Consider the following 24394-nt stretch of genomic DNA (forward strand, 5'->3'; position numbering starts at 1 on the left):
TTGCGCCATCTCTCGCTCCAGGACCAGCTTGTCGGTTCGCACTCACCGTGACCGGGCGGCCTTCTAGGATCCGGTGCATGCTGGATCCCGAGCTGCTGGAACGGATCACCGCGCGGTGCGCGGAGCTGGACGAACTCGAAGAACAGCTGGCCAAGCAGCTGGCGGAGGTGCGGGCCAAGCGGGACGAGCTCGCCGTCGCAGAGCGGGTCCTTGAGCGGATGAGCGAACAGCTCGCCGACGAGCGCGCCTCTGTCGCGCCGGCGCCCGGGCAGGTGGGCGGACGTGCGGTGATGCTGATCCCGCACCGCACCTCAGGCGTGGAGGAGACCACCCTTCCGCCGGACTACCAGCGCATTCTCGCCGCCGTGCGGCAGGCCGCCGGTCCGGTCATGGCCCGGCAGGTCGGCGACGCGCTGGGAATCGACGTCAGCGTCCGATGGCCGGTTCACCACCCGCCTGTGACCTGATCTGCCGTCTGCGGCAGCGCGGCGCGGGCGTAACCGGGGTGCCCCCGGCGGCCGTTGGAATTGTGTGACGAAAACCAAAAAGCACGCCGAGGAAACCTGCCCGCTTGTCTGCCAGTGCCGTCTGCCGCTGTCCACGCGCACCGTCAACCACCTCGCCGATCTGCTGCGACGTCACCTGAAAGTGATCCGGTCCAGGTGGCGGATCCTGCCGCCCGGGAAGATCGCGGTGATCGTCCTGGCCGTGCTGCGCCACGACCAGCGCCTGGCCGACATGGCCGGTGGAAACAACGTGTCCGAGTCCACCGTCCGCCGCTGGCGCGACGAGCTGATCGCCCTGCTCGCCGCGCAGGCGCCGCGCCTGGACCGCGCCCTGAAGAAGGTCGCCAGGCAGGGCGGGGAGGTGGTCTTGATCGACGGCACCCTCATCGCCACCCAGCGCCGCACCGGAAAGGCCGACCGGCGAAACTACTCCGGCAAACACCACCATCACGGCCTGCACTTCCTCGCCCTGACCGACGAGAGGGGTCGGCTGATCTGGATATCCGCCGCCCGGCCCGGCCGCACCCACGACAACACCGCCGCCCGCCAGGATCACGTCCTGGCCCACCTGCGCGCCGCCGGCCTCGGGGCCCTGGCGGACCTCGGCTTCCGCGGCCTGGACAGCGACGTACTCGATCCCGTGATCGTCACCGGCTTCCACGCCAGCCGCACCCACAAGCTCACCCCCGGCCAGAAGACCGCCAACCGCGTCATCGCCGTCGGCCGTGCACCGGTCGAACACGGCTTCGCCCACCTCAAGAACTGGCGGATCCTCCCAGCGGGACTCTCCCGCCTCACCCCTTGGTGGGCCTCGGCACCGGAAGGACAGCACCGGGGCGCCGGCGACTTCCGTCCCGGCTCCGCCGCCGGGCTGACGGCGGCGCGAGGCCGTAGCACAAGGTGCGACATGGGCTTCCTATCGGGGGTGTTACCGCAGTTCAGGAATGCGGTTGGGCCGTCTCAATCACCCGCCGTCGGCTCTGCTCTCATCAACGCGATCCGTGTCGCGTGGAGGTGGTCCCAGTTCATGACCAGGCGGAATCGCCGATGCGCCTCCAGCCGCTCTGCGTCGGCCAGCTGCTGGCCTCGATACACCAGGGCGTCACCGGCCTGGACGAGTTCCGCAATGGCGATACGGGCATCGTCCGCAGCCTGGCCGGTGGCAGCCGCCAGGCGGTCCAGGGATGTGAGCACCTCCTGCGGCTCGCCCAGATCATCGACCAGATAATTGATGAACCCGTCGACGAGCGGGCCGGTGCGCAACGTCCATCGGATTTGGTCGAGCCGTTTGGTGAGGTCGGCACCCAGAGGCAGCAGGTCGCGCGGCAACGGCAGTGCGACGGGCATCGACCACCGGGTACCGGTCGGCGTCTCCTCTCGGCGAGCCAGACCCCACGTCAGGTAGAGCTCGGACAAATCCCGCACTGTCGTGGGCACCGGGAAGCCGGCGGCCGTAAGCAGCGCGCCGAACTTCTCCCAGCGGCTCGCCTCGTATGCCTCGCGCCCCTCCGGCGCCTCGGTGTAGTCCCATTCCTCGTCAGGCCACGAGAACGAGAGCGCACCGTCGAGGCTGCCGCCGATCATGTCCCAGCTGCCCCCGAAGATCCCCTGGAGGAGGTCGTCGAGGGAACCGGTGAAACCAGACTGGCTCGCGGTCCCGATCAGCATCGTCAGCGGGAAGCCCTGGCGGGGCAACACGTGATCCCAGCCCGCAGCCCACCAGTCGTTGTGCATCGCCATGTCCGAGCGCGGCCCGGGTACAGACGGGTCGTCGATCATCCGGTCAACTCCTCCTGAAAACAGCCCAACACTCGCAGCGTACGCAGTGTGCTCAATGCCTAACACACAGTCGAGGAGGATGGCAGCATGAAGCTCCCTGACCTCGATCCGTTGATGGTGCGCCGTCGTGACGGCGGACTCAGCTTTGTCGATTTCCGCGCTGACCCTGCGATCGCCTCACTTCAGTGGCCCGACGAAGTCGTCGAACAGTTCCTTTTCGATCATGGCGACAACGCTTCCTTCCTGCGTGATTACGGAGTCATCGACCTCCGTGGCGTCGAGTGGAGTCTTGAGACGATCACGGCCGAAGAGCTGTGTGAGATGCCGACCGGAGCCTCCGAACGCCGGCACGTTGGTTGAGGTCTTGATGCTCTGTGCGTCGATCACGCAGGCCGACGGCTGCGCGTTCCGGCCCTCCTTCAGTCGCACCAACTCCCGAAGAAGGCCGTTGAGCTGGGCGAACACGCCCTCCTTCTGCCACGTGGCGAAGTATCCGTAGACCGTCTCCCAGGGCGGGAAGTCGTGTGGCAGGTAGCGCCACTGCACCCCGGTGCAGTCCACGTACAAGATCGCGTCCAGGATCTCGCGAAGGTCGTGCTCGGGCGGGCGCCCGAAGGCCAGTGCCCGGCCGCGACGCTCGAAGCGCCAGGCCGCCAGGACCGGCTCGACCAGCTCCCAGCGGGCATCGGACAGATCGCTCGGATACCGGCGTCGCTCACTCATGCCCTGGACGTACCGCCCGGAAGCGAGTGCGCCCAGGCGTGCAGTCCCGGCCATGGAAGCACGGCCGAGAACAGGGCGTCTTGGGATGAGACAGGCGCGAGCCGCATCCCGCCCCAGCTGCCACCTCACCCGGCCATCGAGACTCGACCGCACCGGCAGACGCACCAACACCACAGCCCTGCACGTCAAAAACCTGGATGCAAACGGTCATTGAAGATGAAAACGACCTCCTTGAGGTCGTTTTGAAATGCGGGCGAGCGTTGGTGCTTCGGCAGTTGCAAGGCCGTCGTGAGCGCCTGCGGTCAGGGTGCCCCGTCCGTGGTGTCGAGTAGTACGCACTTATCGAAGTTCATGCAGCCGCACTCCAGGCAGTCCGCGACTGCCTGCCGCAGAGCCTGGGTTTGTGCGATGTGTTGGTCGAGTTCGGGCAACTTGCGCGTGGCCATGTCCCGCCACTGGCGGGTAGCGGATGGTGTGGTGTCGCCGGCCAGCAGTTGCGTGATCTCGGCGAGGGTGAACCCGGCCCGCTGTGCCATCTTGATCAGGGCGACCCGGCGGACGGTGGTCGCGGGCCACACTCGGCGTCCGCCTTCGCGACGCGCGCCGGGCAGCAGACCGCGCTCCTCCCAGTAGCGCAGTGCTGAAGCGCGTACGCGGGCTTTGTTCGCGATCTCACTGATGGGCAGATACCGCATGCCCGCCCCTTTCCCGATCCGGCCTTGACTTCAAGCGTGCTTGAAGGACGACTGTGGCCTGCATGTTCTCAGCAGCACCGGGACGCCTGATGCCCGGCCCCTACCGTTCCCTGTTCGCCGACCGCACCTTTCGGCGGCTGATGCCGGTCTTCGCGTTGTCCGACCTGGGCGACGGCATGACCGTCGTCGCCGTCGCGTGGCTCGCGCTCGCTCTGGGGCCCGACGGCGGCCAAGGCGCGCTGGCCGGCGTCGCTGTCGCCGCCTACGTCCTGCCCGGCGCCCTGGGCGCGCTGGTCCTGGGCCGATGGATGCGGCGGCTTCCCGCGCAGCGGCTCCTGGTCACCGACTCCGCGCTACGGGCCGTGCTGCTGGGGGCGGTCCCGGTCGCGCACGTGGCGGGAGTGCTCACACCGGCCGTGTACGTCGGGCTCCTGGGTGCCTCCTCGCTGCTTCACGCCTGGGGCAGGGCCGGCAAGTATGCTCTGTTCGCTCCTCTGCCTTCCGACGACCAGCGTCTGGCGGCCAACAGTGTGCTCAGCACCAGTCTGTGGAGCGCGATGATCGCGGGCCCAGCTCTCGCGGGCCTGCTCGTGGGAGTGGTGTCCCCGGTATGGATCATCGGCTTGGACTCTGCCACGTTCGCCGTGCTCGCCATCCAGGCCGGCCGCATCACCCTGCCCTGGTCACCGGCATCAGGGCCGGTGGCTGGTGGCACACGGCAGGGGCTGAGTATTCTGCGGCGTCAGCCGGAACTCCTCGGCCTGCTCGTCGTCACCTGGGTGTTCAACCTCGCCTTTGGCCCCGTCGAAGTCGCCCTTCCCTTGTTCGTCTCCGACAACCTCGATGCTGGCGCGGGGCTGCTCGGTGCCTATTGGGCCGCTTTCGGGATCGGAGCCGTCATCGGCGCTCTCGCGCTGGGCGCGGCCAGACGACTTCCCCTGTGGCCGACCATGCTCGGCATCATCGCGGGTCACGGCGTCGGCGTGCTCCCCTTTGCCATCACGCACACCGCCCTCCCTTCCCTGATCGGCTTCGCTTTCGCCGGACTCCTCTACGGCCCCTACTCCGCACTCTCCTACACCCTGATCCAGGACCGCGCACCCGCCGACTTGCTCACCACGGTTCTGGCTGCACGCAGCGCCGTACTCCTGACAGCCTCCCCCCTGGGAGCGGCGCTCGGAGGCTTCCTCCTCGACCGGACCAGTGCCCCCGCCATCCTCGTCGGCTGCGGTGCACTGATGATCCTCCTCGTCCCCACCAGCATGGTTGTACTGCAACTCTACGGAGATCATCGACGACGACATCAGCCCTCACACGTCCCGGCCGAGCGGGCAAGGCACACCGCCTGAGACCGGCCGGCGCCACATCACTCACCTGACTTTGACAAGGCTGAAATCTCGACACGTGATTGACGATCTTGTCCCTGATGACCTGTGGGAGCGCGTCGCGCCCTTGCTCCCCGCACCACCGGCGCGTAGGCACCGATTCCCTGGACGAGCGCGCGTACCCGACCGTGTGTCGCTGGCGGGCACCCGGGGTCACCGTGCACGGCATAAACGTCGGCCGGTGGCTGCGCAGCAGCGTCAGCACGCCGTCTGGCAGGGGGTGATGGACAGGCGCGCGAGCGCCTGGAGCAGCTCGGTGTCTTCCCGCTGCCCCGGAGCAGGAAGCGCCCGCCAAGCCGTCCAAGGGCACCTCTGGGGCGTTCGAGCGGGGCGTTGCTGCCTCTGGGCGCAGTACAAGGCGCGTATGGGCTCCGTAGGGCCCGTCAGCCGCTCCCACGTAGAGCGGCTGGAGGACGGGGCTGAGGTCAAGCTCGCGGTGTTCCTGTCGAACAGCAAGAGCAGGCGCGCGAAGCTGACCGCCGACAAGCTCCAGGCGCTGGCGGCACTCGGGCTGGAGTGGGCGTCGTGACTGCCTCAGAGGACAAGGGGAGGAGCAGCATGTGCACCCAGCAGCACGACGCGTACGCGGAAGAGCTGTCCCGCATCAGCAAGCACCAGCGTAATGCGGTGACCGCGCGCTTCACGGTGTGCGAGCTGCCTTCCCGGGCCAGGTTCTCCCCCTCGCAGGCGGACGAGCTCGTGACGCTGCTGGAGGCCGTTCGCAGGGCCGCTGCCCCGCTTGACAGCGCTGCGGGCGGCAAGGGCCACCGCCACGATGGCCCAAAGGCCGCAGGTTGCCCACCCGTATCAGGGATCACGCCGACCGATACTTTTCGCGGCGGCCGATAATGTCACGTCTCACTGAGGCGTTGGTGCCGTTCGCGGTGAGGGGCAGGGTCGCCTTCGCACTGGGAGTTTCGCTCTGCGAGCGGACCCAGAGCTGGTGGTGTAGCTCTTGCCGTTGGTGAGCCGGGCGGTCACGTTCTGATGTGGGCCCTGCCAGGCGGAGGTGCGGCCGGCGTTGAGCAGGGACCGGCTGCCCCCATGGGCCACGTTGGTCGCGGAGGTGAGGGTGCCGCCGGAACTCGTCCATCCGGTCGTGCCGTCCTCCATCGTGCCGTTGGTCAGGAGGTTCCCGCCGCCGTTGCCGTACGGAGTGAACTGCCACCAATTGAGGTTGAGCGGGTAGCCGCTGCCGTCCGCGAAACGCCGGTAGAGGTCACGGGCGCCGGTCGCGCCGGAGCGGTGTAGAGGTGGAGGCGGCCGTTGTGGACGAGCGGCGCGGGGGCGGCGGTGTAGATCGTCTGGACGATCGGGTTGTCCGCCTGGCCGGTGTCGCGGGCGGCAGGGTCATGAGGCAGAGCACGCTCATGATCCAGACCAGCCGGCGTGATGGTGCAGATCTCATGGTGATCCTTTCGAGGATGGCCCTCGGGCTGGTGAGCGTTGCCCGACCCCGCGCTCCGTCGCCGTGTGAGCGCTGACGTTTTCGCGTGACCAGGGCGGGCTCGGCCTTCCGCCGAGCCCGCCACGCCGGCTCCACTCCGGAGCCGGACCCGTGTCACGTCGTTAGCGCTGCAGTGTCAGCAGACCCGGCCGGTAGGGCCAATGGCCGTAGTCGCCGCCAATGTTGGGGTTGCGCCCCTGGTAGAGGAATTGCAGGTTGCAGGGATCGACGGTGAAGGTCTGATCGGCACTGGTGCGGATCAGTTCGCCATGGCTGATGTCGTTGGTCCAGGTGGCGCCGCTGTTGGCCTTGCCGGCGAAGGGGTTGCTCTGGGTAGCGGCCTGGGGTGTCCATGAGCCGTTCAGACTGGTGGCCGTGAACGAGCGGAAGAAGCGGCCCTGCGAGCCCTGCGCCTCGACGATCATGAGGTAGCGGTCCTGGCCCTGGAGCTTGTAGACCTGCGGCGCTTCGAACAGGTTGTTCGTCGTATCGCTCATGATCGTTGTGTAGGTCGAGCCGAAACTGCTCGGGAAGTTCCCGATCGGCATGCTGGCCCGGTAGATCTTGCCGTTGTCACCGGCGAAGAACAGGTACATGTTCTGGCCGTCAGCGATGAGCGTCTGGTCGATGGGGCCAGTGCTGGAGCCGGTGATGCTTCCGGAGAAGAGCACCTGCTGTGCGGACCAGCCATTGGGGTTGGAGGGGTCGCTCGACGTCCGGTAGGAGAAGGCGCTCCCACCCCCCCACTGGTAGGCGAGCACCCAGATGTTCTTCGGCGCGAAGTAGAAGAGCGTGGGCGCCACGACGGAGTTCGACATCGTGTTCTGGCTGGCCGAGGCCATCTCCGACCAGTTGGTGAACTGGCCGAAGTTCATCGAACCCCAGCCCACTCCCGTTCCCGCGGCGCCGTGCGTCGTCGCATAGACGAGATGCTTGCCGTTGTAGGGGACGACGGTGAAGTCCTTGAGCGAGGCCCACCCGGCCTTGGGCTGCGCCAGCGCGCCCGTTGATGTCCAGCGGTATGTCGACGGAAGATCGCACGAGCCGGGGTTGCCGCCGCCGACCTTGACGAGCTGCCACTGCTGGTTGTTGCCGCCCCAGTCGTCGTACTGGACGATGTTCGCGTTGTCGGCGGTGGAGGCGCCTTGTACTTCGAGGGCCTTGTTGCTGTGGCGCGCGATGAACCTCACGTGGCCGTCCGAGCTGTCGGCCAGCCGCCACTGCTGGTTGGTGCTGTTCAGGTCGGTCGACTGGACGATCGCGCCGCCGTTGGCGGTGGACCCGTTCTGGACGTTCAGCACCTTGCCGGAGTGGCGGGACTTGATGCGGTAGTTACCGCCGCCGGAGTCGACGAACTGCCACTGCTGCTGGTTCTGATCGTTTCTGGTCCACTGGGTGATGCGGGCGCCGTCGTTGGTCGCCAGGTTGTAGACGTCCAGGGCCTTGCCGCTGTTGCGGTTGACCAGCACATACGAGGCGTTGGTGTCGATGGTCGCCGCGGCGGCGGGCTGGACACTGAGGAAAGTAGCCAGGAGCAGCAATGGCGCAAGGACGGCGAGCAGGCGTTTCAGGTGGACCGGGGACGGATGGCGAAACCACATCAGAAGAGCTCCTTTGGGGGGTGGGGGTGAGGTGACCCCAACGAACCGCAGAGCGGCCGCGTTGGGGGGTCAGGGACGGGATAGGTGTGAAGGCGGCCGCGCATGCCGAAGAGTTGGTGCTCCGGGCGCTCCAGTCGTGACACTTCGCCGTGGCCGAGGTGAGAGAGTCTCCGGCCTTCAGCTGTTCCAGCTGACGGCCGGTCGTGACGGCTGCGGCACCACGCCCACGCCTCCGGCTCCAGGCAGGCCACGGCCTGGTCGGCGTGCAGGAACGGAGGCGTGCTCAGGTGCACGAGGTCCGGCCTCTGCTCCTCGAACATCGTGTGCAGGTCGGTGTAGACCGAGGAAATGCCGTGTTCGGCCGCGAACGCCTCGGCGCGCGCGGCGTCCACGTCGACGGCTGCCACGATCACGGCCCGGTGCGCCTGCGCCCGGAGGGCGGGAACGCGGCAGATGCCCGCGATCCCGACCGTTCCGACGATCACCGTTCTTGTCATCCGCCCAGCACCTTCTTGATCGAGTAATAGGCGGGCTTGGGCAGCAGGTTCTCGTCGTAGGGCAGCGGTGCGCCCTCACCAGGGAAGGAGGTGTTGATCCACGAGTATTTGTCCGTGTAGTCCCAGATGGTGATGCCGACGCATTTCTTGACTGCCAGGCAGGCCTTGACGTAGTCGGCGTACCAGGTGGCCTGGGTGGCGAGCTTCTCCGTGGTCGCGGGGAGGATCATCCGGATGTCGAGCTCGGTGATCGCGACCTCGATCCCGAGGTCGGCGAAGCGCTGCATGTTCTGCTGGACGTCGGCGGGGTAGCCGTACTGGAGCGCCAGATGGCCCTGGATGCCGAAGCCCTCCACCGGGACGCCGTCCGCCTTCAACTGCTTGATCAGGGTGTAATAGGCGTCGCTCTTGGGGCCGATCCAGTCGACGTTGTAGTCGTTGAGGTACAGCTTGGCGTGCCGGTCGGCCTCGTTGGCCCAGCGCAGGGCGTCGGCGATGTAGCCGGGGCCGAGCGTCTTGTAGAAGAGCGTCTCGCGGTAGGTGCCGTCTTCGTTGAAGGCCTCGTTGACGACGTCCCAGTGGATCACCTGGCCCTTGAAGTGCCGGACCACCGTCTGTATGTGGTTCTTGAGGATGGCGCGCAGCTCGTCGGCGGTCCAGGTGCCCTCGGTGAGCCAGGCGGGGAGCTGGTTGTGCCAGATGAGGGTGTGGCCGCGGACCTTCTGGCGGTGGGCCTTGGCGAACACGACGACCTCGTCGGCGGCGGTGAAGTCGAAGACGCCGCGCTCGGGCTCGGTGGCGTACCACTTCATGGCGTTGCCGGGGGTGGTCTGCCCGAATTCGCTGCCGAGGAGCTTCAGATAGGCGGCGTCGGTGAACTCGGGGTTGTCGGTGGCGGAGCCGAAGTACTTGTGGTGCTTCTTGGCCAGTTCGCCGAGCGTCCTGGGACGGGGCTCGGCGGCTGCGGGCTCGGCGGCGAGACCGGCCGCGAGGCAGATGGCGGCGGACAGAGCGGTGAGAATCCGGGACATGGACATGACAGACTCCTCGGGTGCTGGGCGGTTCAGTCGAGGACGATCGTGGTCAGCGCGCGCGGGGCAAGCGTCGCCGTGAGGGTCGTGCCATGCGTGGAGACGATGTCGGCCGGGGTGATCGAGCGGGTCTCGTCGGTGACGTAGCCGTCGGGGTGCCGGTCATGCCCGCCGCGAAGAGAGAACTCGGCGGAGCTTTCGGTGGTCGCGGTGTTGAGGATTTCGATCACGCGGCTGCCGTCGGTGTTGCGGAAGGCCGTGATCTGCAGTGCCGGGTCGGCGTTCGTGACCGGCACGCGGACGGCGCCGGGGCGGATGAACCGGCTGAAGGCGGCCAGCGCCCAGTACCGCTTGGACACCCGGTAGTTGTCACCGGGGTTGGCGAGCTGGATGAGCCCTCGGGTCGCGCCGAGGGACGCGCCGACCCAGTAGACATAGGCATTGGCGTTGCCGACGGTCAGGGTGTTCTGGATGTCGGCCGCGACGGTGAGACCGTCGTAGCCGCTGCCGTCGTCCCAGTTCTCGTTCCAGGTGGAGCCGTCCGGCGACCATTCCGACATCCACACGCGCTTGTTGGTCGGCTGCGGGACCTCGGCCGGACCGCTGTAGCGGTGGCCGGTGATGGTCCGCACGACCTTGCCGGCCGCGGGGTCCGCCTCGATGGCCTCGGTGTAGGCGACCTGCCGGTCCCAGCCCGCGGCGTCGCAGCAGACCAGCTCGGTCTTCAATCCGGATGCGCGAACGGTCTGCCCGAGCACCTTGAGGAAGTCAACGGCCTGCTGCGGGGTGAACCGCATCGAGGCGTAGGTCGCCGTCCAGTCGGGTTCGTTGGTGAATCCCAGATCGGTGATCCTGATGCCTTCGTGCCGGTAGAACTTCGCGTACTGGACGAGGTAGTTCGCGTAGGCCTGACGCCATTCGGGCAGTAGCTCGCCGCCGTCGTTCTCGCTTCCGTTGGTCTTCATGAAGGCCGGGGCGCTCCAGGCGTCGGCGAAGAACCGTTTGACGCCGTAGGCCTTGGCCTCCTTGGCGAGCCAGACCTGGCCGCCGTCCCAGCCGTCCCAGACGTACTTCGGCGTGGCGTCCGGCCCGCCGGGATCGGCCGGCAGGATCGTCGGCATGTGGTCGTAGACCCTGTCGGTCGACGACCCGATGCCCAGGCGCAGGATCGAAAGGCCCGCGCCCTTGTCCTTGCTGAGCAGCAGGTCGAGCACCTCGCGCTGCTTGGCTGGGCTGAGGCCGCGCGCGCCGTGCAGCAGGTCGGCCCGCTGGAAGGCCATCGAGAAGCCGAATCCGTCTATGGGCTGGAGCTCGGCGCGGAAGTCGATGCCGGGTCGCTCGGGGGCGGCCACGGCCTGTGACGGTAACGCGAACATCAGTGCGGCTGTCAGTGCGGTCAGGCGTTTCACAACGTCTCCTCGGGGTGGAGGTCACGCGGAACGGGTCAGCCCTTGGTGGCGCCCGCGGTGAGGCCGCCGATCAGCTGCCGCTCGGCGACGGCGTAGAAGGCGAGGGCGGGGACCATGGCGAGCACGATGTAGGCGAGGACGAGCGCGTAGTCGGTCGAGTACTGGCCCTGGAACTGCTGGACGCCGACCGGGATCGTCTGCCATTTCGGGTCGTTGAACACCAGCAGCGGCAGGAAGAAGTTGTTCCAGCTCGCGACGATCGCCAGCACCGAGACCGTGCCGAGCGCGGGACGCGCCATCGGCAGCAGGATCTTCCAGAAGAAGCGGAGCTTGCCGCAGCCGTCCACGATGGCCGCCTCCTCAATCTCCGCCGGGATGGTCCGGAAGAAACCGCGCAGAATGATGATCGTCATAGGGAGCCCGAAGGCCGCCTGCGGGAGGATCACTCCGAGCGGGTTGTCGAGCAGGTCGAAGTTGCGCAGCAGCAGGAACAGCGGCAGGACGGCCACCGCGAACGGGAACATCAGCCCGATCGTGAACAGCGTGTAGAACAGCTCCCTGCCCCGGAAGGCGTAGCGGGCCAGCACGAACGCCGCCATGGCGGAGGCCGCCACCGTGCAGCATGTCGTGCCGATCGCGATGCCCGCGCTGTTGGCGATCTGCCGCCAGAACATTCCGTCGCTGAGAATGCCGGTGTAGTTGCCGGTCTTCCAGTGCTCCGGCAGCCCGAACGGGTTGGTCGTCAGCTCGCCGGTGCTCTTGAACCCGGAGATCACCGCGTAGATCAGCGGCACGACGACGAACGCGCCGATCAGCCAGACCACGGCGTGCAGCGACAGGCCGCGTGCCGTCCTGCGGGCGTTCATCGACCACCTCCCGAGGTGACGGCCCCGCTCAGGTCACGGCGGAGCACGTAACGCTGGTAGAAGAGGGAGAAGACCAGACTGATCATGAACAACACCACGCTGATCGCACTGGCGTAGCCCACCTGGTAGCGCTTGAACCCGAACTGGAACATCGAGATCGCCATCGTCTCGGAGGAGTGGTTGGGCCCGCCCGCGGTCATGACCCAGACGAGGTCGAAGAGCTGGATGGCCCCGATGATCGAAAGGAAGGCGCTGATCCGGATCGTCGGGCCGAGCAGCGGCAGCGTCACGTGCCGGAAGCGCTGCCAGGCGCCGGCGCCGTCGATGGAGGCGGCCTCCAGGATCTCGCCCGGGATGCTCTGCAGCCCGGCGAGGAAGAGCATCATGTGGAAACCGAAGTACTTCCAGGTCATGACCACGAACAGGGTCGGCATGACCGTCGAGGGATCGGCGAGCCACTTGCCCTGCAGCCACTCCAGGCCGAGGGCGCCGGCGAGATGGTCGGCCATGCCGTCACCGGGAAGGAAGATCATCGTGAAGAGGACCGCCGTGACCACCTCGGACAGGATGTACGGCGCGAAGAACAGCATCCGGTAGACGGCCCGGCCGCGCAGCCTCTGGTTGAGCAGGACTGCGGTGAACAGCGCGAACGGCAACTGCACCGTGATCGACAGGGCGATCAGGTACAGCCCGCGGCCCAGATCGCCGAGGAAGACCTCATCGTCGAACAGCTTGGCGTAGTTCTCGAAGCCGACGAAGTCGTCCATGGGGCCGATCCCGCCCCACTTGAAGAAGGCGGTGTAGACGGCGACAGCGATCGGGGCGAGGACGAAGACGAGGAAAAGGACCAGAGCCGGGACGAGGAACCAGGCAACCGACGCCCAGCCTCCCAACCCGCGCCGGAGCGACCGGGCCGGAGCGGGCGGGCGCACCGGCACGGCGTCCTCCGTCCGCTCCTTGGTCGGGGTGGACACGGAGCTAGGCACCCTTCGCAGCCTCGGTGATCGACTTGGTGACCTGCTCGGGCGTCTTCTTGCCCGCGATGAGGTCGGCGACGCTGTCGTTGACCTCCTGGCCGACCGCCGGCGGGTAGGCCTGGTCGAGGAAGAGCTGGAAGCCCGTCGCCTTGACCAGGCTGTCGGCCACCACCTTCTTGTTGGCATCGGTGAGCTGGCGCTCCGCGCCCTTGACCACCGGCAGGAAGCCGTTGGAGGCCAGCAGCTTGGACTCGTTCTCCAGAACGAGGAACTTCAGGAAATCCAGCGCCTCCTTCGGGGCGCCCTTGCGCAGCGCGAAGCCGCTGCCACCGCCGAACACCTCGGTGACCTGGCCGACACCGCCGCCGACCGTCGGGAAGGGGAAGAAGCCCAGGTCCGCTCCGAGGTCGGCGCCCGCGTCCTTCTGCACCGACGGTCCCCACTGCCCCATCAGCTCCATGGCGGCCTTGCCGTTGCCCATGGTCGCGGCCTGGCCGCCGGGGGTGGCGTAGCCGGCGCCGAGGAAGGCCGTCTGGAACGGCTGGAGGTCGACCAGCTCCTTGAGGTGGGTGCCTGCCTGGACGAAGCCGGCGCCGGTGAAGTCCTTGGTGGCCGCGGCCTGCTGCAGCGCGGGGAGGCCTGCGACGCGCATCGCGAGGTAGGCCCAGTAGTAGTGGCCTGGCCATTTCTCCTTGCCCGCGAGGGCGATCGGAGTGACGCCCGCCGCCTTGAGCTTTTTGACGTCTTCGAGGAGCTCGGCCCAGGTGGCCGGCGGCGCGGTGATCCCGGCCTTGGCGAAGAGCTTCTTGTTGTACCAGAAGCCGACCATGCCGACGTCGTAGGGCACCCCGTAGGTCCGGCCCCCGAACTGATAGGCCTGCAGCGAGACCGGGGTGAGGTCGGACGACCAGCCGAACGCGTCGGTGAGGTCCTCGACCAGCCCCGCGTCGACCTGCTGCTGCAGCACGCCGCCGCCCCAGGTCTGGAAGACGTCGGGGAGCTTGCCCGAAGAGGTGGTGGCGGTCAGCTTGGACTTGAACGCCTCGTTCTCCAACGAGGTCGTCTTGATCGTGATGTTCGGGTGAGCGGCCGTGAACGCCGAGGAGATCTGCGGGAAGAGGGACTTGCCCGGTTCCGTCGTGGCGATGTTCCACCACGCGAAGGTCACCTTGCCGTCGGCCGCCGGCTTGTCGCCGGAGTCGTCACCGCCGCAGGCCGCGGCCAGCGGGACGGACAGTGCGGTCAGGCCCGAGAGCGCCAGGAAGCTTCGTCGGCTCGGGGGAGTGCTGGCCATGGGACCTCCGGGGGTGGGGAATGCCGATTCGCCTCGAAAACATTTCGTAATACTCTCGGATTCTGTGCTGCCATAAACTAGGAACGTGAGGCTTCTCGGTCAAGACCTGTCGCCGATTTATCCAAAAACAGCAGCTCTTTTTGGGCTTGACAGCAGGTCGCGCCGACCGGAAACTCTTCGAAAGTTTGCGATACCTGTCGCCAACCCAAGGCGTCCGCGCAGAGGAGAGAAGTTGAGCGAGCAGCGTCCGACCCTGGCCGTCATCGCCGCCGAGGCAGGGGTCTCCCAGGCCACCGTGTCCAAGGTGATCAACGGCCGCTCCGATGTCGCACCCTCGACACGCGAACGGATTGAGAGCCTGCTGCGATCTCACAACTACCTCCACCCCGGTCGGCAGGGCAGGGCCCGCAGGTCGGGCCTGGTCGACTTGATCATCGGCGGTCTGGACAGCGCGTGGGCGGTGGAGATACTGCGCGGCGTCGAAGCCGAGTGCGCCCAGCGGAGCGTCGGCACCGTCGTGTCGCTCGTCCCGCCGGGCGAGGCCACGCCGTCGAGCTGGGCCGCACTGCCGGTCCTGCACCACAGCGACGGCGTCATCCTCGTCACCGCCTCGGTCACCCACGCCCAGCGCGCCCAGGTCGAACGGGCCGGGGTGGCGCTGGTCGTCATCGACCCGATCGACCTGCCGGGCAACGGTGTGCCGAGCATCGGCGCGACCAACTGGGCGGGCGGCCTCGCCGCCACTGAACACCTGCTGGAGCTGGGGCACCGCCGGATCGCCACGATCGGCGGGCGCAAGGAGATGCTCTGCAGCCAGGCCCGCATCGACGGGTACCGGGCCGCGCTGGAACGGGCCGGGATCGAGGTCGACCGCGACCTGATCCGGTTCGGCGACTTCCAGCACGAGGGCGGGTTCCAGCGCGCCCAGGAACTGCTCGCCCTCCCCGAGCCGCCGACCGCAATCTTCGCCGGTAGCGACCAGCAGGCGATGGGCGTCTATGAAGCCGCCCGGCAGGGCGGGCTGAGCATCCCGCAGGACCTCAGCGTGGTCGGCTTCGACGACCTGCCGATGTGCGAATGGCTGTCACCGCCGCTGACGACGGTGCGCCAGCCGCTGGAGGAGATGGGCCGGCTCGCCGCCCGCACACTGTTCCAGCTTCTGGAGGACCAGCCCCTGGTCAGCCCCCGGATGGAGCTCTCGACCGAGCTCAAGGTCCGGCTCTCCACCGCCCCGCCCCGTCCCTAGGAGAACCCCTTGACCGAGCCCTGGCGTGACCCCCTCCTGCCCGCGTCCGTGCGAGTCGCCGATCTGCTGAAACGGATGACGATGGAGGAGAAGGCGGGGCAACTCGCCGGCTTCTGGGCGTTGCCCTCGAATCCGGGTACACCTGTCGCGCCGATGGAGGACGATTCCGGCGAGTCCGCGCCCAGCCTCGACGACATCGTCGCCCACGGGCTCGGCCAGCTCACCCGGGTGTACGGCACCGCGCCGATCACCGCGGAAGCCGGGATGGAGCGGCTCGCCTCGCTCCAGCAGCAGGTGACCGGATCCGGCCGGTTCGGGATCCCGGCGGTCGCTCACGAGGAGTGCCTGACCGGGTTCATGACGTTCGGGGCGACGGTCTTCCCCGGGCCGCTGGCCTGGGGTGCGTCCTTCGATCCCGGGCTCGTGCGCCAGATGGCCGCCGCCATCGGCGCGGGGATGCGGCGGGTCGGCGTCCACCAAGGGCTGGCTCCGGTGCTCGACGTGGTCCGCGACTACCGGTGGGGCAGGACCGAGGAGTGCATCGGCGAGGATCCCTATCTCGTCGGAGCGATCGGCACCGCCTATGTGCAGGGCTTGGAAGGCGCCGGGATCGTGGCGACGCTCAAGCACTTCGCCGGGTACTCGGCCTCGCGCGGCGGCCGGAACATGGCCCCCGTCGCCTCGGGGCCGCGCGAGTTCGCTGACGTGCTGGTCGAGCCTTTCGTACGGGCACTGCGCGAGGGAGGCGCCCGGTCGGTGATGAACAGCTACACCGACGTGGACGGCGTCCCGGTGGCCGCCGACGAACGGCTGCTGACCGAGCTGCTCAGGGGTGAGCTCGGTTTCAGCGGTGTGGTCGTCGCCGACTACTACGCCGTCTCTTTCCTGGAGACCCGGCACGGCGTCACCGGATCGCGCGGCGCGGCCGGCGCGCTGGCGTTGACCGCCGGAATCGACGTCGAGCTGCCCACAGCCCGCTGCTACGGCGAGCCGCTGACCGAACTCGTGCGGTCAGGAGGCGTACCCGAGGAGCTCATCGACCGGGCCGCGGAACGGGTCCTGCTGCAGAAGGCCGAGCTCGGCCTGCTCGACCCCGACTGGGAATCCGTCAAGCCCGAGCCGGTCGACCTCGACCCGCCGGAAAACCGGGCACTGGCCAGGCTCCTGGCCGAACGGTCCACCGTGCTGCTCGCCAACGACGGCACCCTGCCGCTGCAGCCGTGCCGGGTCGCGATCAGCGGGCCGTACGCCGACGACCCTCAGTCCTTCCTCGGCTGCTATTCCTTCCCCAACCACGTCGCGCTGCCCGGCGACCTCGGGCTGGAGATCCCGACGCTCGGCGAGGCGATGACCGCTGCCGGGTTCACGGTCACCGCGGACGATCCGGACGTGAACGTGCTGGTGCTCGGGGACCGCGCCGGCATGCTCGGCCGGGGCACTTCCGGAGAGGGCTGCGACGCCGAGACCCTCGACCTGCCTGGCGACCAGGCCGCACTCGCCTCCGCCGTTCTGGACTCCGGGGTGCCGACCATCCTGGTCCTCGTCTCCGGACGGCCCTACGCGCTCGGCACGCTGGCCGAGCGCGCATCGGCCGTGGTGCAGGCCTTCTTCCCCGGCGAGGAGGGCGGGACGGCGCTGGCCCGGATCATCAGCGGGGCCGCGGAACCGTCCGGGCGGCTGCCCGTCTCCATCCCCCGCCAGGTCGGCGGCCAGCCCGGCACCTACCTGCACGCCAGGCTGGGCGGGCACACCGACTGGAGCTCGGTGGACCCGACCCCGCTGTTCCCCTTCGGACACGGGCTGAGCTGGACCAGCTTCACCTGCTCGGAGCTCTCGGTGGATCCCGTCGCCGCGACGGACGGGGCCGTCGCCGTTTCGGTCACCGCACGCAACGTCGGCGAGGTGGCCGGGACCGAGGTGGTCCAGCTGTACCTCTCGGACCCTGTGGCCTCCGTCGTCCGGCCGCAGCGGTGGCTCGCCGGATTCGGCAGGGTCGAGCTGCAGCCGGGCGCGGCCGCCCGGATCACCTTCTCCGTCCATGCCGACCGGACCTCTTTCACCGGGCTCGACCTGCGGAGAAGAGTGGAGCCCGGGGAGATCGGCGTAGCCGTCGGACGGTCCAGCGGCGATCTTCCGCTCCAGGGCTCCTTCACTCTGGATGGCCCCGTACGTCACCCGGCGGCCGACCGGGTGCTGTCCGTGCCGGTCGAGATCGTCCCGGTTCCATGACCACGTTGTTCGGTGATCCCGTGCTGCCCGGGTTCCGGCCCGACCCGTCCGTCTGCCGGCGCCGAGTCCCTCGATCGCCACAGGCCGATCGCGGCGACACGTAGGAAGCCTTCCCTCTCCACCCTGTCGGCCTCCGGCGGGCCCCGGCTCTGGGGCCCGCCGAAGCCCCACGCGCCCGGTTCCGCCCGATGGAGGACAGGAAGTCGGAATCGCCGTACACCCACCCCACGCCGGTTCCGCGCTGCGTGCAGCCGACAGGTCCGCTCCACCAGGGTCGTCCTGACGCGAGAGCCTCGCCTACCCCTCTGCCCCGACCCGCGGCGGGCGGACGATCCCCGACCAGAGCGCATCCGCACGCTCGACCCGCAGGCGCAGGAACTCGTCACCGGCAGCGAGCACTTCGTCGACCGGGGCGGCCAACTCGCGGAACTGGCACAGTCCACGTTCCTCCTCCCTGCACCCGGTTGTCCCCGGAGAGAACCGGCAACGTGCTCGACGGCGCACCGCGGCGGACCGGAGCCCTCAGGCCAGGCCTGCGGAAGAAGCCGGGTCCGGTGCGTGCCGGCCGTCGGCAGCGGCATGTTCCACCCCGATGGGGTGTGGCGGCGCGCACGGCGGTGGGGCGGAACCGCTCGTCCGGTCCCGCCCCACCTGTCACTGCGTCTGGCCGTCTGTGCGTCAGGCCTTCCGGTCCCGGTGACGGCGGCGGGGCGACATACCGTCATCCCGGGCATGCCGGGCCCCCGTGCCGCGCCCCGACCGCGTGCCCGCAAGCCGCGGATTTCACCGCAAGGCGGCCGGGTCCGCCGGACTTGGAGGCGCCACCCTCCACAGCAGGGGTGGGACGGGCAGCGGCAGGTACCCGCCGCTGATCTCCGCGAGGGCGTCCAGCACAGCCGGCAGGCCCCCGCAACACGGGCTGAGGAAGATCCGGTTGCCGACCGCGTCGATCCGCCGGACGGCCTCCTGGTCCTCGGGGCTGTTGGTCGGAGGCCGGACCTGGTGCAGGTTGAGCGAGACCGACACCTGGGCCGTACCGGGCAGGGCGGCACGGAGCGAGGCCACCCCCCGGCCGTGCGCCAGGTTCAGGTGGTGGGCGGCGCGCAGCGCGTCGACGGGGTCGGTCCGGCCGGGGGCGTGCACGCCGGAGCCGTAGCCGAGGAAGGCCGAGCACCAGGGCTCGTTCAGGGTGGTCCAGTACGGCACCCGGTCGCCCAGGGCGTCGGCCACCAGGGCCGCGTACTCGCCGAAGCGTTCGGCGGTGTCCCGGGCGGGGCGGCCGCCGCCCCTGGCGGAGCCGCTGACTGACGGAGCCTCCAACTCCTGTGGGAGGTCCCAGTGGTAGAGCGTGGGCACCGGGGTGATCCCGGCCGCCAGGAGCTCGTCCACCAGGTGGCGTAGAAGTCGAGTCCGCGCTCCGCGGCCGGGCCCCGGCCGGTGGGCTGCACCCGCGGTCAGGCCACCGAGAAGCGGTAGGCCTTCAGCCCGAGGTCCTTCATCAAGGCCACGTCCTCGCGCCATCGGTGGCAGTGGTCGACCGCGATGTCACCGGTGTCGCCCCGGTGCACCTTGCCGGGGGTGCGGCTGAAGGTGTCCCAGGTCGACGGGGTGCGCCGTCTTCTCTGGGGGTAACCGTGTGGCGCGAGGCGAGTGGGACCACTTTGTGCAGCTCAGCGCCGGTGTGAACGACAGTATCGTGCGCAACATGTGTGGCGCTACTTGTCGTGAGACTCGCTGAGGTTCAGCAGTGGCACTCGTCTCCGCCAGGCGGGCTGGCAGATCACCCCCGGGGATTCACGCGAATTCGGCTACGGTCAGGCGCATGGATCGCCTGTCCGAGATCACGTTCCTTCTGCCCGACGCACCGGAATCGCGTAGTTTCCTCGATGAGCTGCGCTTGCTGTTCGCCGAGGTGGCGTACGCCGACTTCACCGGTTCTGCGGGCACGGCCGGCAGGGTGGGTGACCGCCTGACCCTCACCCCACCGCAGCCCGCCGAAGCCCGTCCCGTGACGATATTTGAGCTGGCCAACGTTCGTGCGCCTGAGATCGCACTCGACACAGGGCACTCCATCGGTATGTGGGGTGACGCTGACACGCACGAGACGCGGGCCCTGCCGGCCCAGGTCGAGATGGCGGACCTGACCCGCCGCCTTGCCGGGCACGTCCAGCGCGTTGATCACACGGGCGTGAACGTGCCCGCCTGTGCCACCTCGCCCGAGCAGTGGCGCGACCTCACGACCGCACTCGCCTCGGCGTCCACCATGTACCGCTATCCCACCGGCGAGGACTGGCCGTTCGTCCTTCCATCGACATCGGATGAACTCCTCGGCGACATCCGTGACTTCGTCGTCGGCCGCGAGCCCAGGTTCGAGCTGGTCTACGACCAGTGGCTGACGCAGACCCAGTGGCAGTTTGCGCTCTGGACCGACCTGACCCGCGCAGAACTGGAGCAGATGTTTCCCGAGCCCGAAGGGATCACGTTCCCTGAGCTTGAGGAGATCTTCCGCGTCGTACCAGTCCTCAGCCCTTGGCCGGGTCTGGATATCCGATTCGACCTGTGCTATCAGATCGAAAACGGCCCGTCCGACTGGGAAACCGGCGAATGGCTGGTCACGGAAGGCGGCCGAATCCGCTGACACGGGCGAGGGCCGGCCACCGTGGTGACCGGATCGCCTCGTCTCCGAGCTCAGCCGCGTTGGTTCAGAACTCTCGTAAGGTCCCGGTTGGCCGCTCGTGCGGCATCAAGGTCGGACCGAGCCTCTTCCAACTTGGCGGTGAGCTCGACGTTTTGCTGCTCCAGCCTGGTGATCTTTCGTTGGAGTTCGTCGATGTCCATCGGGGCTCCCAGTCCGGACTCCTGCCATGCCTGAGCTCCCAGCGCCTGCGACAACCGTTTCTCCAACTGCTGGACGCGGGCGGCCAGGCGGGTGTTGCGGGCCTGGGCGTTGGCGAGGTCGGCCTGGAGCGAGGCCCGGCTGACCGGCGAGCCGCCGGCCGGGTCCTGGGCTGCCGGTTCGAGTTCGGCGGCGTGGACGATTTCGAGCAGGTCGCGGTGACGGTAATGGAAGCTGCGGTCGACTCCGGCTTGCCGGGCGATGGCCGAGACGCTGATCGGGGTGCCGTTCTTCGCGGCGTTCTTCACCGCTGTTGCCACCCGCTGGCGGCGGCGGTCGGTGTCCGCCTGACGGCCGTCGCGCATGGCGGGGATCACGGCAGCCTCCAGGGCCTGACATCGGGAAGTGGCTGGCCGACGCGGGGCATGCCCAGCATCACCACGCGGCCGCGGCGGACCACGGCGACGGCTTCCTCGATCTGGGCGCGTTCTTCTTCTGACAGGTCGTCCAGGTCCGCCTTGACCCGGTTGATCAGGCGGCGGACGCGACGGATCTCCTCTTCGGAGGGTATGGCCTCGCTGCGGGCCCAGTCGTCGGCCTCGAACGCCGACATGAGCCGCTCGCGGCTGCGGAGCAGGTCAGAGAGGTAGCGCTCCAGGTCGGGAAGGTAGGAGACGTCAGTGCGGAAGTGGTCGCAGCCGACGCAGCGGAAGCGAAGCGGGCAACTCTGCCCGCCGGCCGCGACGTTGTGCGGTTCCAGGCAGATGCCGTAGGCCGTGGCCACTTCTCCAATGGCCCGCCGCACGTGTTCGGAGTCCAGCATTGCCTGTGCTTTGCGCCAGACGCGGTTGCCGCGACGGTCGAACTGCAGGGCGGTGACCCGGTCGACGGCCTCGCGCCGTCGTTCCTGGCTGACCCGGAGCCACACCCCCCGAGAGCGAGCCTCAGAAGATCAACTTACTGCCCCCACACAACGTCACACCACACCGGGCTGGCCCCCAGAGAAGCCCGCCCTCGCCGACCGCTCCCTCGATCTGGTACGCCGAGGTGAGGCTGCCCCACAGGAAGCCCGCGGGAAAGCGGAGAAGTCCGTCAGAGGCTTCCTGCTCGCCGGCTCGCGGCGATGCGGCGACGGGGGCCTGGACTGATGGGGTCATGCGGGAGCGCTCGCATGCTGACGGTGTGTTGGCTCGTGGAGCCTCCCAGCGGGAGAGACCGAGGAGCTCGAAGAGGGTGGCCCCTGGGCTTTGGAAGCGCTTCCAGGCGATCACGCCGGGAAGTTTCCGCCGCACGAGGGGATGATGTCAAGACTTGAGGCGGCAATGGCCGGGAAACGAGTGGGAAGCGCACCCGGTCAGATCGGGCGTGGGCCGACCCTGACGGAAGCGCCCACCGATCAGGCCGACGCGGGCAGGTCGGGGGCGGACTCGCGCACGGTCAGGCGGGTCGGGAGGATCAGCGGGCTGGGGCGGTGTCCTTCGATGGCACTGACCAGCATCCTGGCCATCTCCTGCCCCAGCGCCCGCACCGGCTGATGGACCGTGGTCAGCGGCGGGCTGGTGTGCCGGGCGCTCGCCAGGTCATTGAAGCCGATCACCGCGACGTCCTCGGGCACCCGGAGCCCCCGTTCTCGCAAGGTGCGCAGAGCGCCGATGGCCATCGCGTCGGAGGCCGCGAACACCGCGTCGGGATCGGGGTGCGCCCGGAGCAGTCGCTCCATCGCCTCGGCGCCGCCGTCCTCGGTGAACTGCCCGGGCTCGACCCCGAGCAGCGGCAGGCCGGACAACGTCAGACCATCGGTGAACCCCTGCTCCCGCGCTACGGCGGCCCTGGCGTCCACCTGTCCGGTGATCATGACGGGCCGTCGGCGGCCGGTACGCGCGAAGTGCTCGGCGGCCAGGCGGGCACCGCCCCGGTTGTCGGCGTCCACGTACCACGTGGGCTCCCCGATGAGCGGGAGTCCGCCGAAGACGACGGGGAGATCGACCTCCTCGCCCAGGCGTCCCAGCGGATCGTCGCCGCGCAGCGCCATCAGCATGACGCCGTCGGCCCGGCGGGAGCGCAGCAACCGCTCGAACCGCTCCCGGCCGCGCGGGGTGTTGGCCAGCAGCAGGATCAGTTCCAGTTCCGTCTGCTCCAGCGCCGCGCTGACGCCGACGATGACCTCCGCGAAGAACGGGTCCGCGAACAGCCCCGGCTCGTCGCTGGAGACCGCCAGCACCACCGCTCCGACCCTGCGGGTCGCCAGGGCCTGCGCGGACGGATTGGGCACGAAATCCAGCTCGCGCACCGCCCGTTGGACCGCCTCCCGCTTGGCGCGGCTGACGTGCGGGGCGTTGTTGATCACCCGGGAGGCCGCCGTGCGCGACACGCCGGCTCGTGCAGCCACCTCGTCGAGAGTCGGCATGCGCTTGGGTGGCGGCTCCATGGAAAAACTGCTCCTCAGGCTCACGCGGACGGCGAACAGGGGCCATGATCCCATGCACCGTCCCGACTTCGGACCTGCACGCGGATGATGCCCTTGTCTCGATTTGGCAGCGCTTCCAACCTATCGCGCCATACCAGCCACCGTGACACTGCCGTGTTCAACCTCTTGACACACCCTGCCGACGGACCCAATCATCCCATCAACGCGGTCCAACTCACGTCAAAACTGGAAGCGCTTCCACTTCCCCGCCCCCCACCCACCGGAGGAAGAACCATGCGCAAGTCCGTCCGAGCCGCATCCGCCCTGCTGGCCGGTGTGCTCACCACCGGTCTCGCCGCGATCAACGCCGGCCCGGCGCACGCCGCCGACCCGACCACCATGACCAGCGGCTTCTACGCCGACCCCGACAACTCCGCCCTGCGGTGGGCCAACGCGAACCCCGGCGACGGGCGGGCGGCAGCGATCCGGACGTCCATCGCCAACACCCCGGCAGCCCGCTGGTTCGGCAACTGGAGCGGCGACATCGGCACGGCCGCCGGCGCCTACGTCGGCCGCGCGGACTCCTACGACAAGCTGCCGATCCTGGTCGCGTACAACATCCCCAACCGGGACATCTGCGCCGGTCACTCCGGCGGCGGCGCCGGGAGCCGCGCCGCGTACGACACCTGGATCGCCGCCTTCGCCAGTGGCATCGGCAGCCGCCCGGCCGTCGTCGTCCTCGAACCCGACGCGCTCGGCCACGAGAGCTGCATGACGGCCGGTCAGATCGCCGAGCGCAACGCCATGCTGAAGAACGCGATCGCCCAGTTCAAGGCCAAGGCACCCAACACCTGGGTCTACCTCGACGCCGGGAACCCCGGCTGGATCGGCGCCTCGACCATGGCGCAGCAGCTCGCAGCCGCCGGTGTCAGCGGGGCACACGGCTTCGTGCTGAACGTCTCCAACTACTTCACCGCCGACCAGAACACCTCCTACGGCAACGCGGTCAACTCCGCCCTGGGCTCCTACGGCTACACCAAGCCATTCGTCGTCGACACCAGCCGCAACGGCAACGGTTCCAACGGCCAGTGGTGCAACCCCGCCGGCCGCCGGATCGGTACTCCCAGCCAGCACGGCGGCGGTGCCGAGATGCTGCTGTGGATCAAGATCCCCGGCGAGTCCGACGGCAACTGCGGCGTCGGGGCCGGCTCCTCGGCCGGACAGTTCCTGCCGGAGGTCGCCTACAAGATGATCTACGGCTACTGACCCGTTCCCTCGCCGAAGGCCGGGCCCTGGCGCCGGGCCGACCCCCACCCGGTCCTAACGCCAGGGCCCGCGACACCGAACACCCATGCCGAAGGAACTCCGTGCGTATCCCCCTGTACCGATCCGTCCTGACCGCGAGCGCACTCACGCTGCTCCTCGGCGCCGCCGCCCGGCCTCTGCCGAGGCGAGCTCCGCGCCGG

At 68.7% G+C, this 24394-nt stretch carries 21 protein-coding genes and 4 pseudogenes; 9 read left to right on the forward strand and 16 right to left on the reverse strand.

The features are described from left to right. Positions 1-77: 77 nt before the first annotated feature. Positions 78-467 (forward strand): hypothetical protein, encoded by a 390-nt coding sequence (locus ACIHCQ_RS31935; RefSeq protein WP_399670180.1) that lies wholly within the window; start codon positions 78-80, stop codon positions 465-467. Positions 468-738: 271 nt separating this feature from the next. Continuing rightward, positions 739-1233 (forward strand): annotated as a pseudogene (locus ACIHCQ_RS31940) (transposase family protein); the annotation flags it as partial. Positions 1234-1466: 233 nt separating this feature from the next. On the opposite strand, the gene ACIHCQ_RS31945 reads toward ACIHCQ_RS31940, so the two are convergent. The 3 genes and pseudogenes from ACIHCQ_RS31945 to ACIHCQ_RS31955 form a co-directional block, all read right to left on the reverse strand. Next, complete coding sequence (locus tag ACIHCQ_RS31945; RefSeq protein WP_399670183.1) at positions 1467-2285, reverse strand: DUF6042 family protein; 819 nt, start codon at positions 2283-2285, stop codon at positions 1467-1469. A 294-nt stretch (positions 2286-2579) separates the two neighbouring features. Beyond that, positions 2580-3008 (reverse strand): annotated as a pseudogene (locus ACIHCQ_RS31950) (transposase); the annotation flags it as partial. 302 nt (positions 3009-3310) lie between these two features. Continuing rightward, on the reverse strand, positions 3311-3703 hold the full coding sequence (locus ACIHCQ_RS31955; protein ID WP_399670186.1) for a MerR family transcriptional regulator: 393 nt from the start codon (positions 3701-3703) through the stop codon (positions 3311-3313). 62 nt (positions 3704-3765) lie between these two features. Here ACIHCQ_RS31955 and ACIHCQ_RS31960 point away from each other — a divergent pair, with 62 nt between their 5' ends. From ACIHCQ_RS31960 to ACIHCQ_RS31970, 3 genes and pseudogenes are all read left to right on the forward strand, one after another. Beyond that, positions 3766-5052: an MFS transporter gene (locus tag ACIHCQ_RS31960; RefSeq protein WP_399670189.1), complete on the forward strand. Its 1287-nt coding sequence runs from the start codon at positions 3766-3768 to the stop codon at positions 5050-5052. 55 nt (positions 5053-5107) lie between these two features. Further along, positions 5108-5233: pseudogene (locus ACIHCQ_RS31965) on the forward strand (IS5/IS1182 family transposase); the annotation flags it as partial. 219 nt (positions 5234-5452) lie between these two features. Beyond that, complete coding sequence (locus ACIHCQ_RS31970; protein WP_399670529.1) at positions 5453-5617, forward strand: hypothetical protein; 165 nt, start codon at positions 5453-5455, stop codon at positions 5615-5617. 329 nt (positions 5618-5946) lie between these two features. On the opposite strand, the gene ACIHCQ_RS31975 is transcribed toward ACIHCQ_RS31970, so the two are convergent. The 8 genes from ACIHCQ_RS31975 to ACIHCQ_RS32010 all read right to left on the reverse strand — a co-directional run bounded on the left by ACIHCQ_RS31975 (position 5947) and on the right by ACIHCQ_RS32010 (position 14210). After that, a complete protein-coding gene (locus ACIHCQ_RS31975) occupies positions 5947-6216 on the reverse strand; it encodes a carbohydrate binding domain-containing protein (protein ID WP_399670511.1) in 270 nt (89 codons plus the stop codon). A 441-nt stretch (positions 6217-6657) separates the two neighbouring features. Then, positions 6658-8136: a non-reducing end alpha-L-arabinofuranosidase family hydrolase gene (locus tag ACIHCQ_RS31980; protein ID WP_399670192.1), complete on the reverse strand. Its 1479-nt coding sequence runs from the start codon at positions 8134-8136 to the stop codon at positions 6658-6660. After that, the gene (locus tag ACIHCQ_RS31985) at positions 8136-8633 is read right to left on the reverse strand and encodes a Gfo/Idh/MocA family oxidoreductase (RefSeq protein WP_399670196.1); all 498 of its coding nucleotides are present in this window, start codon (positions 8631-8633) and stop codon (positions 8136-8138) included. The genes ACIHCQ_RS31980 and ACIHCQ_RS31985 overlap by 1 nt, the downstream gene beginning before the upstream one ends. Then, complete coding sequence (locus ACIHCQ_RS31990; RefSeq protein WP_399670198.1) at positions 8630-9670, reverse strand: endo-1,4-beta-xylanase; 1041 nt, start codon at positions 9668-9670, stop codon at positions 8630-8632. The genes ACIHCQ_RS31985 and ACIHCQ_RS31990 overlap by 4 nt, the downstream gene beginning before the upstream one ends. Positions 9671-9696: 26 nt before the next feature. Then, on the reverse strand, positions 9697-11073 hold the full coding sequence (locus ACIHCQ_RS31995) for a glycoside hydrolase (RefSeq protein ID WP_399670201.1): 1377 nt from the start codon (positions 11071-11073) through the stop codon (positions 9697-9699). A 35-nt stretch (positions 11074-11108) separates the two neighbouring features. Then, positions 11109-11939, reverse strand: a complete 831-nt coding sequence (locus ACIHCQ_RS32000) for a carbohydrate ABC transporter permease (RefSeq protein WP_399670203.1) — start codon at positions 11937-11939, stop codon at positions 11109-11111. Continuing rightward, positions 11936-12925 carry a carbohydrate ABC transporter permease gene (locus tag ACIHCQ_RS32005; RefSeq protein WP_399670206.1) on the reverse strand — a complete coding sequence of 330 codons (990 nt, stop codon included), beginning with the start codon at positions 12923-12925 and terminating at the stop codon, positions 11936-11938. The genes ACIHCQ_RS32000 and ACIHCQ_RS32005 overlap by 4 nt, the downstream gene beginning before the upstream one ends. Continuing rightward, complete coding sequence (locus tag ACIHCQ_RS32010) at positions 12918-14210, reverse strand: extracellular solute-binding protein (RefSeq protein WP_399670209.1); 1293 nt, start codon at positions 14208-14210, stop codon at positions 12918-12920. Before ACIHCQ_RS32010 ends, ACIHCQ_RS32005 begins: the two co-directional genes overlap by 8 nt. Positions 14211-14442: 232 nt before the next feature. Here ACIHCQ_RS32010 and ACIHCQ_RS32015 point away from each other — a divergent pair, with 232 nt between their 5' ends. Both ACIHCQ_RS32015 and ACIHCQ_RS32020 read left to right on the forward strand, forming a co-directional pair. Next, a complete protein-coding gene (locus tag ACIHCQ_RS32015; RefSeq protein ID WP_399670212.1) occupies positions 14443-15456 on the forward strand; it encodes a LacI family DNA-binding transcriptional regulator in 1014 nt (337 codons plus the stop codon). A gap of 9 nt (positions 15457-15465) precedes the next feature. After that, a complete protein-coding gene (locus ACIHCQ_RS32020) occupies positions 15466-17685 on the forward strand; it encodes a glycoside hydrolase family 3 N-terminal domain-containing protein (RefSeq protein WP_399670215.1) in 2220 nt (739 codons plus the stop codon). A gap of 903 nt (positions 17686-18588) precedes the next feature. Here ACIHCQ_RS32020 and ACIHCQ_RS32025 read toward each other — a convergent pair. Beyond that, a pseudogene (locus ACIHCQ_RS32025) lies at positions 18589-19298 on the reverse strand (glycoside hydrolase family 1 protein); the annotation flags it as partial. 209 nt (positions 19299-19507) lie between these two features. On the opposite strand from ACIHCQ_RS32025, the gene ACIHCQ_RS32030 reads away from it, so the two are divergent. Next, positions 19508-20323 (forward strand): hypothetical protein, encoded by an 816-nt coding sequence (locus tag ACIHCQ_RS32030; protein ID WP_399670218.1) that lies wholly within the window; start codon positions 19508-19510, stop codon positions 20321-20323. A gap of 50 nt (positions 20324-20373) precedes the next feature. Here ACIHCQ_RS32030 and ACIHCQ_RS32035 read toward each other — a convergent pair whose 3' ends face one another. From ACIHCQ_RS32035 to ACIHCQ_RS32050, 4 genes are all read right to left on the reverse strand, one after another. Then, positions 20374-20898, reverse strand: a complete 525-nt coding sequence (locus tag ACIHCQ_RS32035; protein WP_399670221.1) for a DUF6262 family protein — start codon at positions 20896-20898, stop codon at positions 20374-20376. Then, positions 20895-21449, reverse strand: coding sequence for a hypothetical protein (locus tag ACIHCQ_RS32040; protein WP_399670223.1), 555 nt, complete (start codon positions 21447-21449; stop codon positions 20895-20897). Before ACIHCQ_RS32040 ends, ACIHCQ_RS32035 begins: the two co-directional genes overlap by 4 nt. A gap of 16 nt (positions 21450-21465) precedes the next feature. Then, positions 21466-21678 (reverse strand): family 1 glycosylhydrolase, encoded by a 213-nt coding sequence (locus ACIHCQ_RS32045; protein ID WP_399670226.1) that lies wholly within the window; start codon positions 21676-21678, stop codon positions 21466-21468. A 239-nt stretch (positions 21679-21917) separates the two neighbouring features. Further along, entirely contained in the window at positions 21918-22949 is a 1032-nt protein-coding gene (locus tag ACIHCQ_RS32050; protein ID WP_399670229.1) for a LacI family DNA-binding transcriptional regulator, read from the reverse strand. 273 nt (positions 22950-23222) lie between these two features. Between ACIHCQ_RS32050 and ACIHCQ_RS32055 the strand changes: the two genes are divergently transcribed. Beyond that, entirely contained in the window at positions 23223-24194 is a 972-nt protein-coding gene (locus ACIHCQ_RS32055; RefSeq protein ID WP_399670232.1) for a glycoside hydrolase family 6 protein, read from the forward strand. The last annotated feature ends 200 nt before the right edge of the window (positions 24195-24394 follow it).

Source organism: Streptomyces sp. NPDC052236, assembly GCF_044548015.1.
Lineage (GTDB): Bacteria > Actinomycetota > Actinomycetes > Streptomycetales > Streptomycetaceae > Streptomyces.

What these genes read in the sequence shown, in the direction of transcription:
- ACIHCQ_RS31935 (WP_399670180.1), top strand. Translation starts at nt 78, where the DNA reads ATGCTGGATCCCGAGCTGCTGGAACGGATCACCGCGCGGTGCGCGGAG.
- ACIHCQ_RS31945 (WP_399670183.1), bottom strand. Translation starts at nt 2,285, where the DNA reads ATGATCGACGACCCGTCTGTACCCGGGCCGCGCTCGGACATGGCGATG.
- ACIHCQ_RS31955 (WP_399670186.1), bottom strand. Translation starts at nt 3,703, where the DNA reads ATGCGGTATCTGCCCATCAGTGAGATCGCGAACAAAGCCCGCGTACGC.
- ACIHCQ_RS31960 (WP_399670189.1), top strand. Translation starts at nt 3,766, where the DNA reads ATGTTCTCAGCAGCACCGGGACGCCTGATGCCCGGCCCCTACCGTTCC.
- ACIHCQ_RS31970 (WP_399670529.1), top strand. Translation starts at nt 5,453, where the DNA reads ATGGGCTCCGTAGGGCCCGTCAGCCGCTCCCACGTAGAGCGGCTGGAG.
- ACIHCQ_RS31980 (WP_399670192.1), bottom strand. Translation starts at nt 8,136, where the DNA reads ATGTGGTTTCGCCATCCGTCCCCGGTCCACCTGAAACGCCTGCTCGCC.
- ACIHCQ_RS31985 (WP_399670196.1), bottom strand. Translation starts at nt 8,633, where the DNA reads ATGACAAGAACGGTGATCGTCGGAACGGTCGGGATCGCGGGCATCTGC.
- ACIHCQ_RS31990 (WP_399670198.1), bottom strand. Translation starts at nt 9,670, where the DNA reads ATGTCCATGTCCCGGATTCTCACCGCTCTGTCCGCCGCCATCTGCCTC.
- ACIHCQ_RS32000 (WP_399670203.1), bottom strand. Translation starts at nt 11,939, where the DNA reads ATGAACGCCCGCAGGACGGCACGCGGCCTGTCGCTGCACGCCGTGGTC.
- ACIHCQ_RS32010 (WP_399670209.1), bottom strand. Translation starts at nt 14,210, where the DNA reads ATGGCCAGCACTCCCCCGAGCCGACGAAGCTTCCTGGCGCTCTCGGGC.
- ACIHCQ_RS32030 (WP_399670218.1), top strand. Translation starts at nt 19,508, where the DNA reads ATGGATCGCCTGTCCGAGATCACGTTCCTTCTGCCCGACGCACCGGAA.
- ACIHCQ_RS32045 (WP_399670226.1), bottom strand. Translation starts at nt 21,678, where the DNA reads ATGACCCCATCAGTCCAGGCCCCCGTCGCCGCATCGCCGCGAGCCGGC.
- ACIHCQ_RS32050 (WP_399670229.1), bottom strand. Translation starts at nt 22,949, where the DNA reads ATGGAGCCGCCACCCAAGCGCATGCCGACTCTCGACGAGGTGGCTGCA.
- ACIHCQ_RS32055 (WP_399670232.1), top strand. Translation starts at nt 23,223, where the DNA reads ATGCGCAAGTCCGTCCGAGCCGCATCCGCCCTGCTGGCCGGTGTGCTC.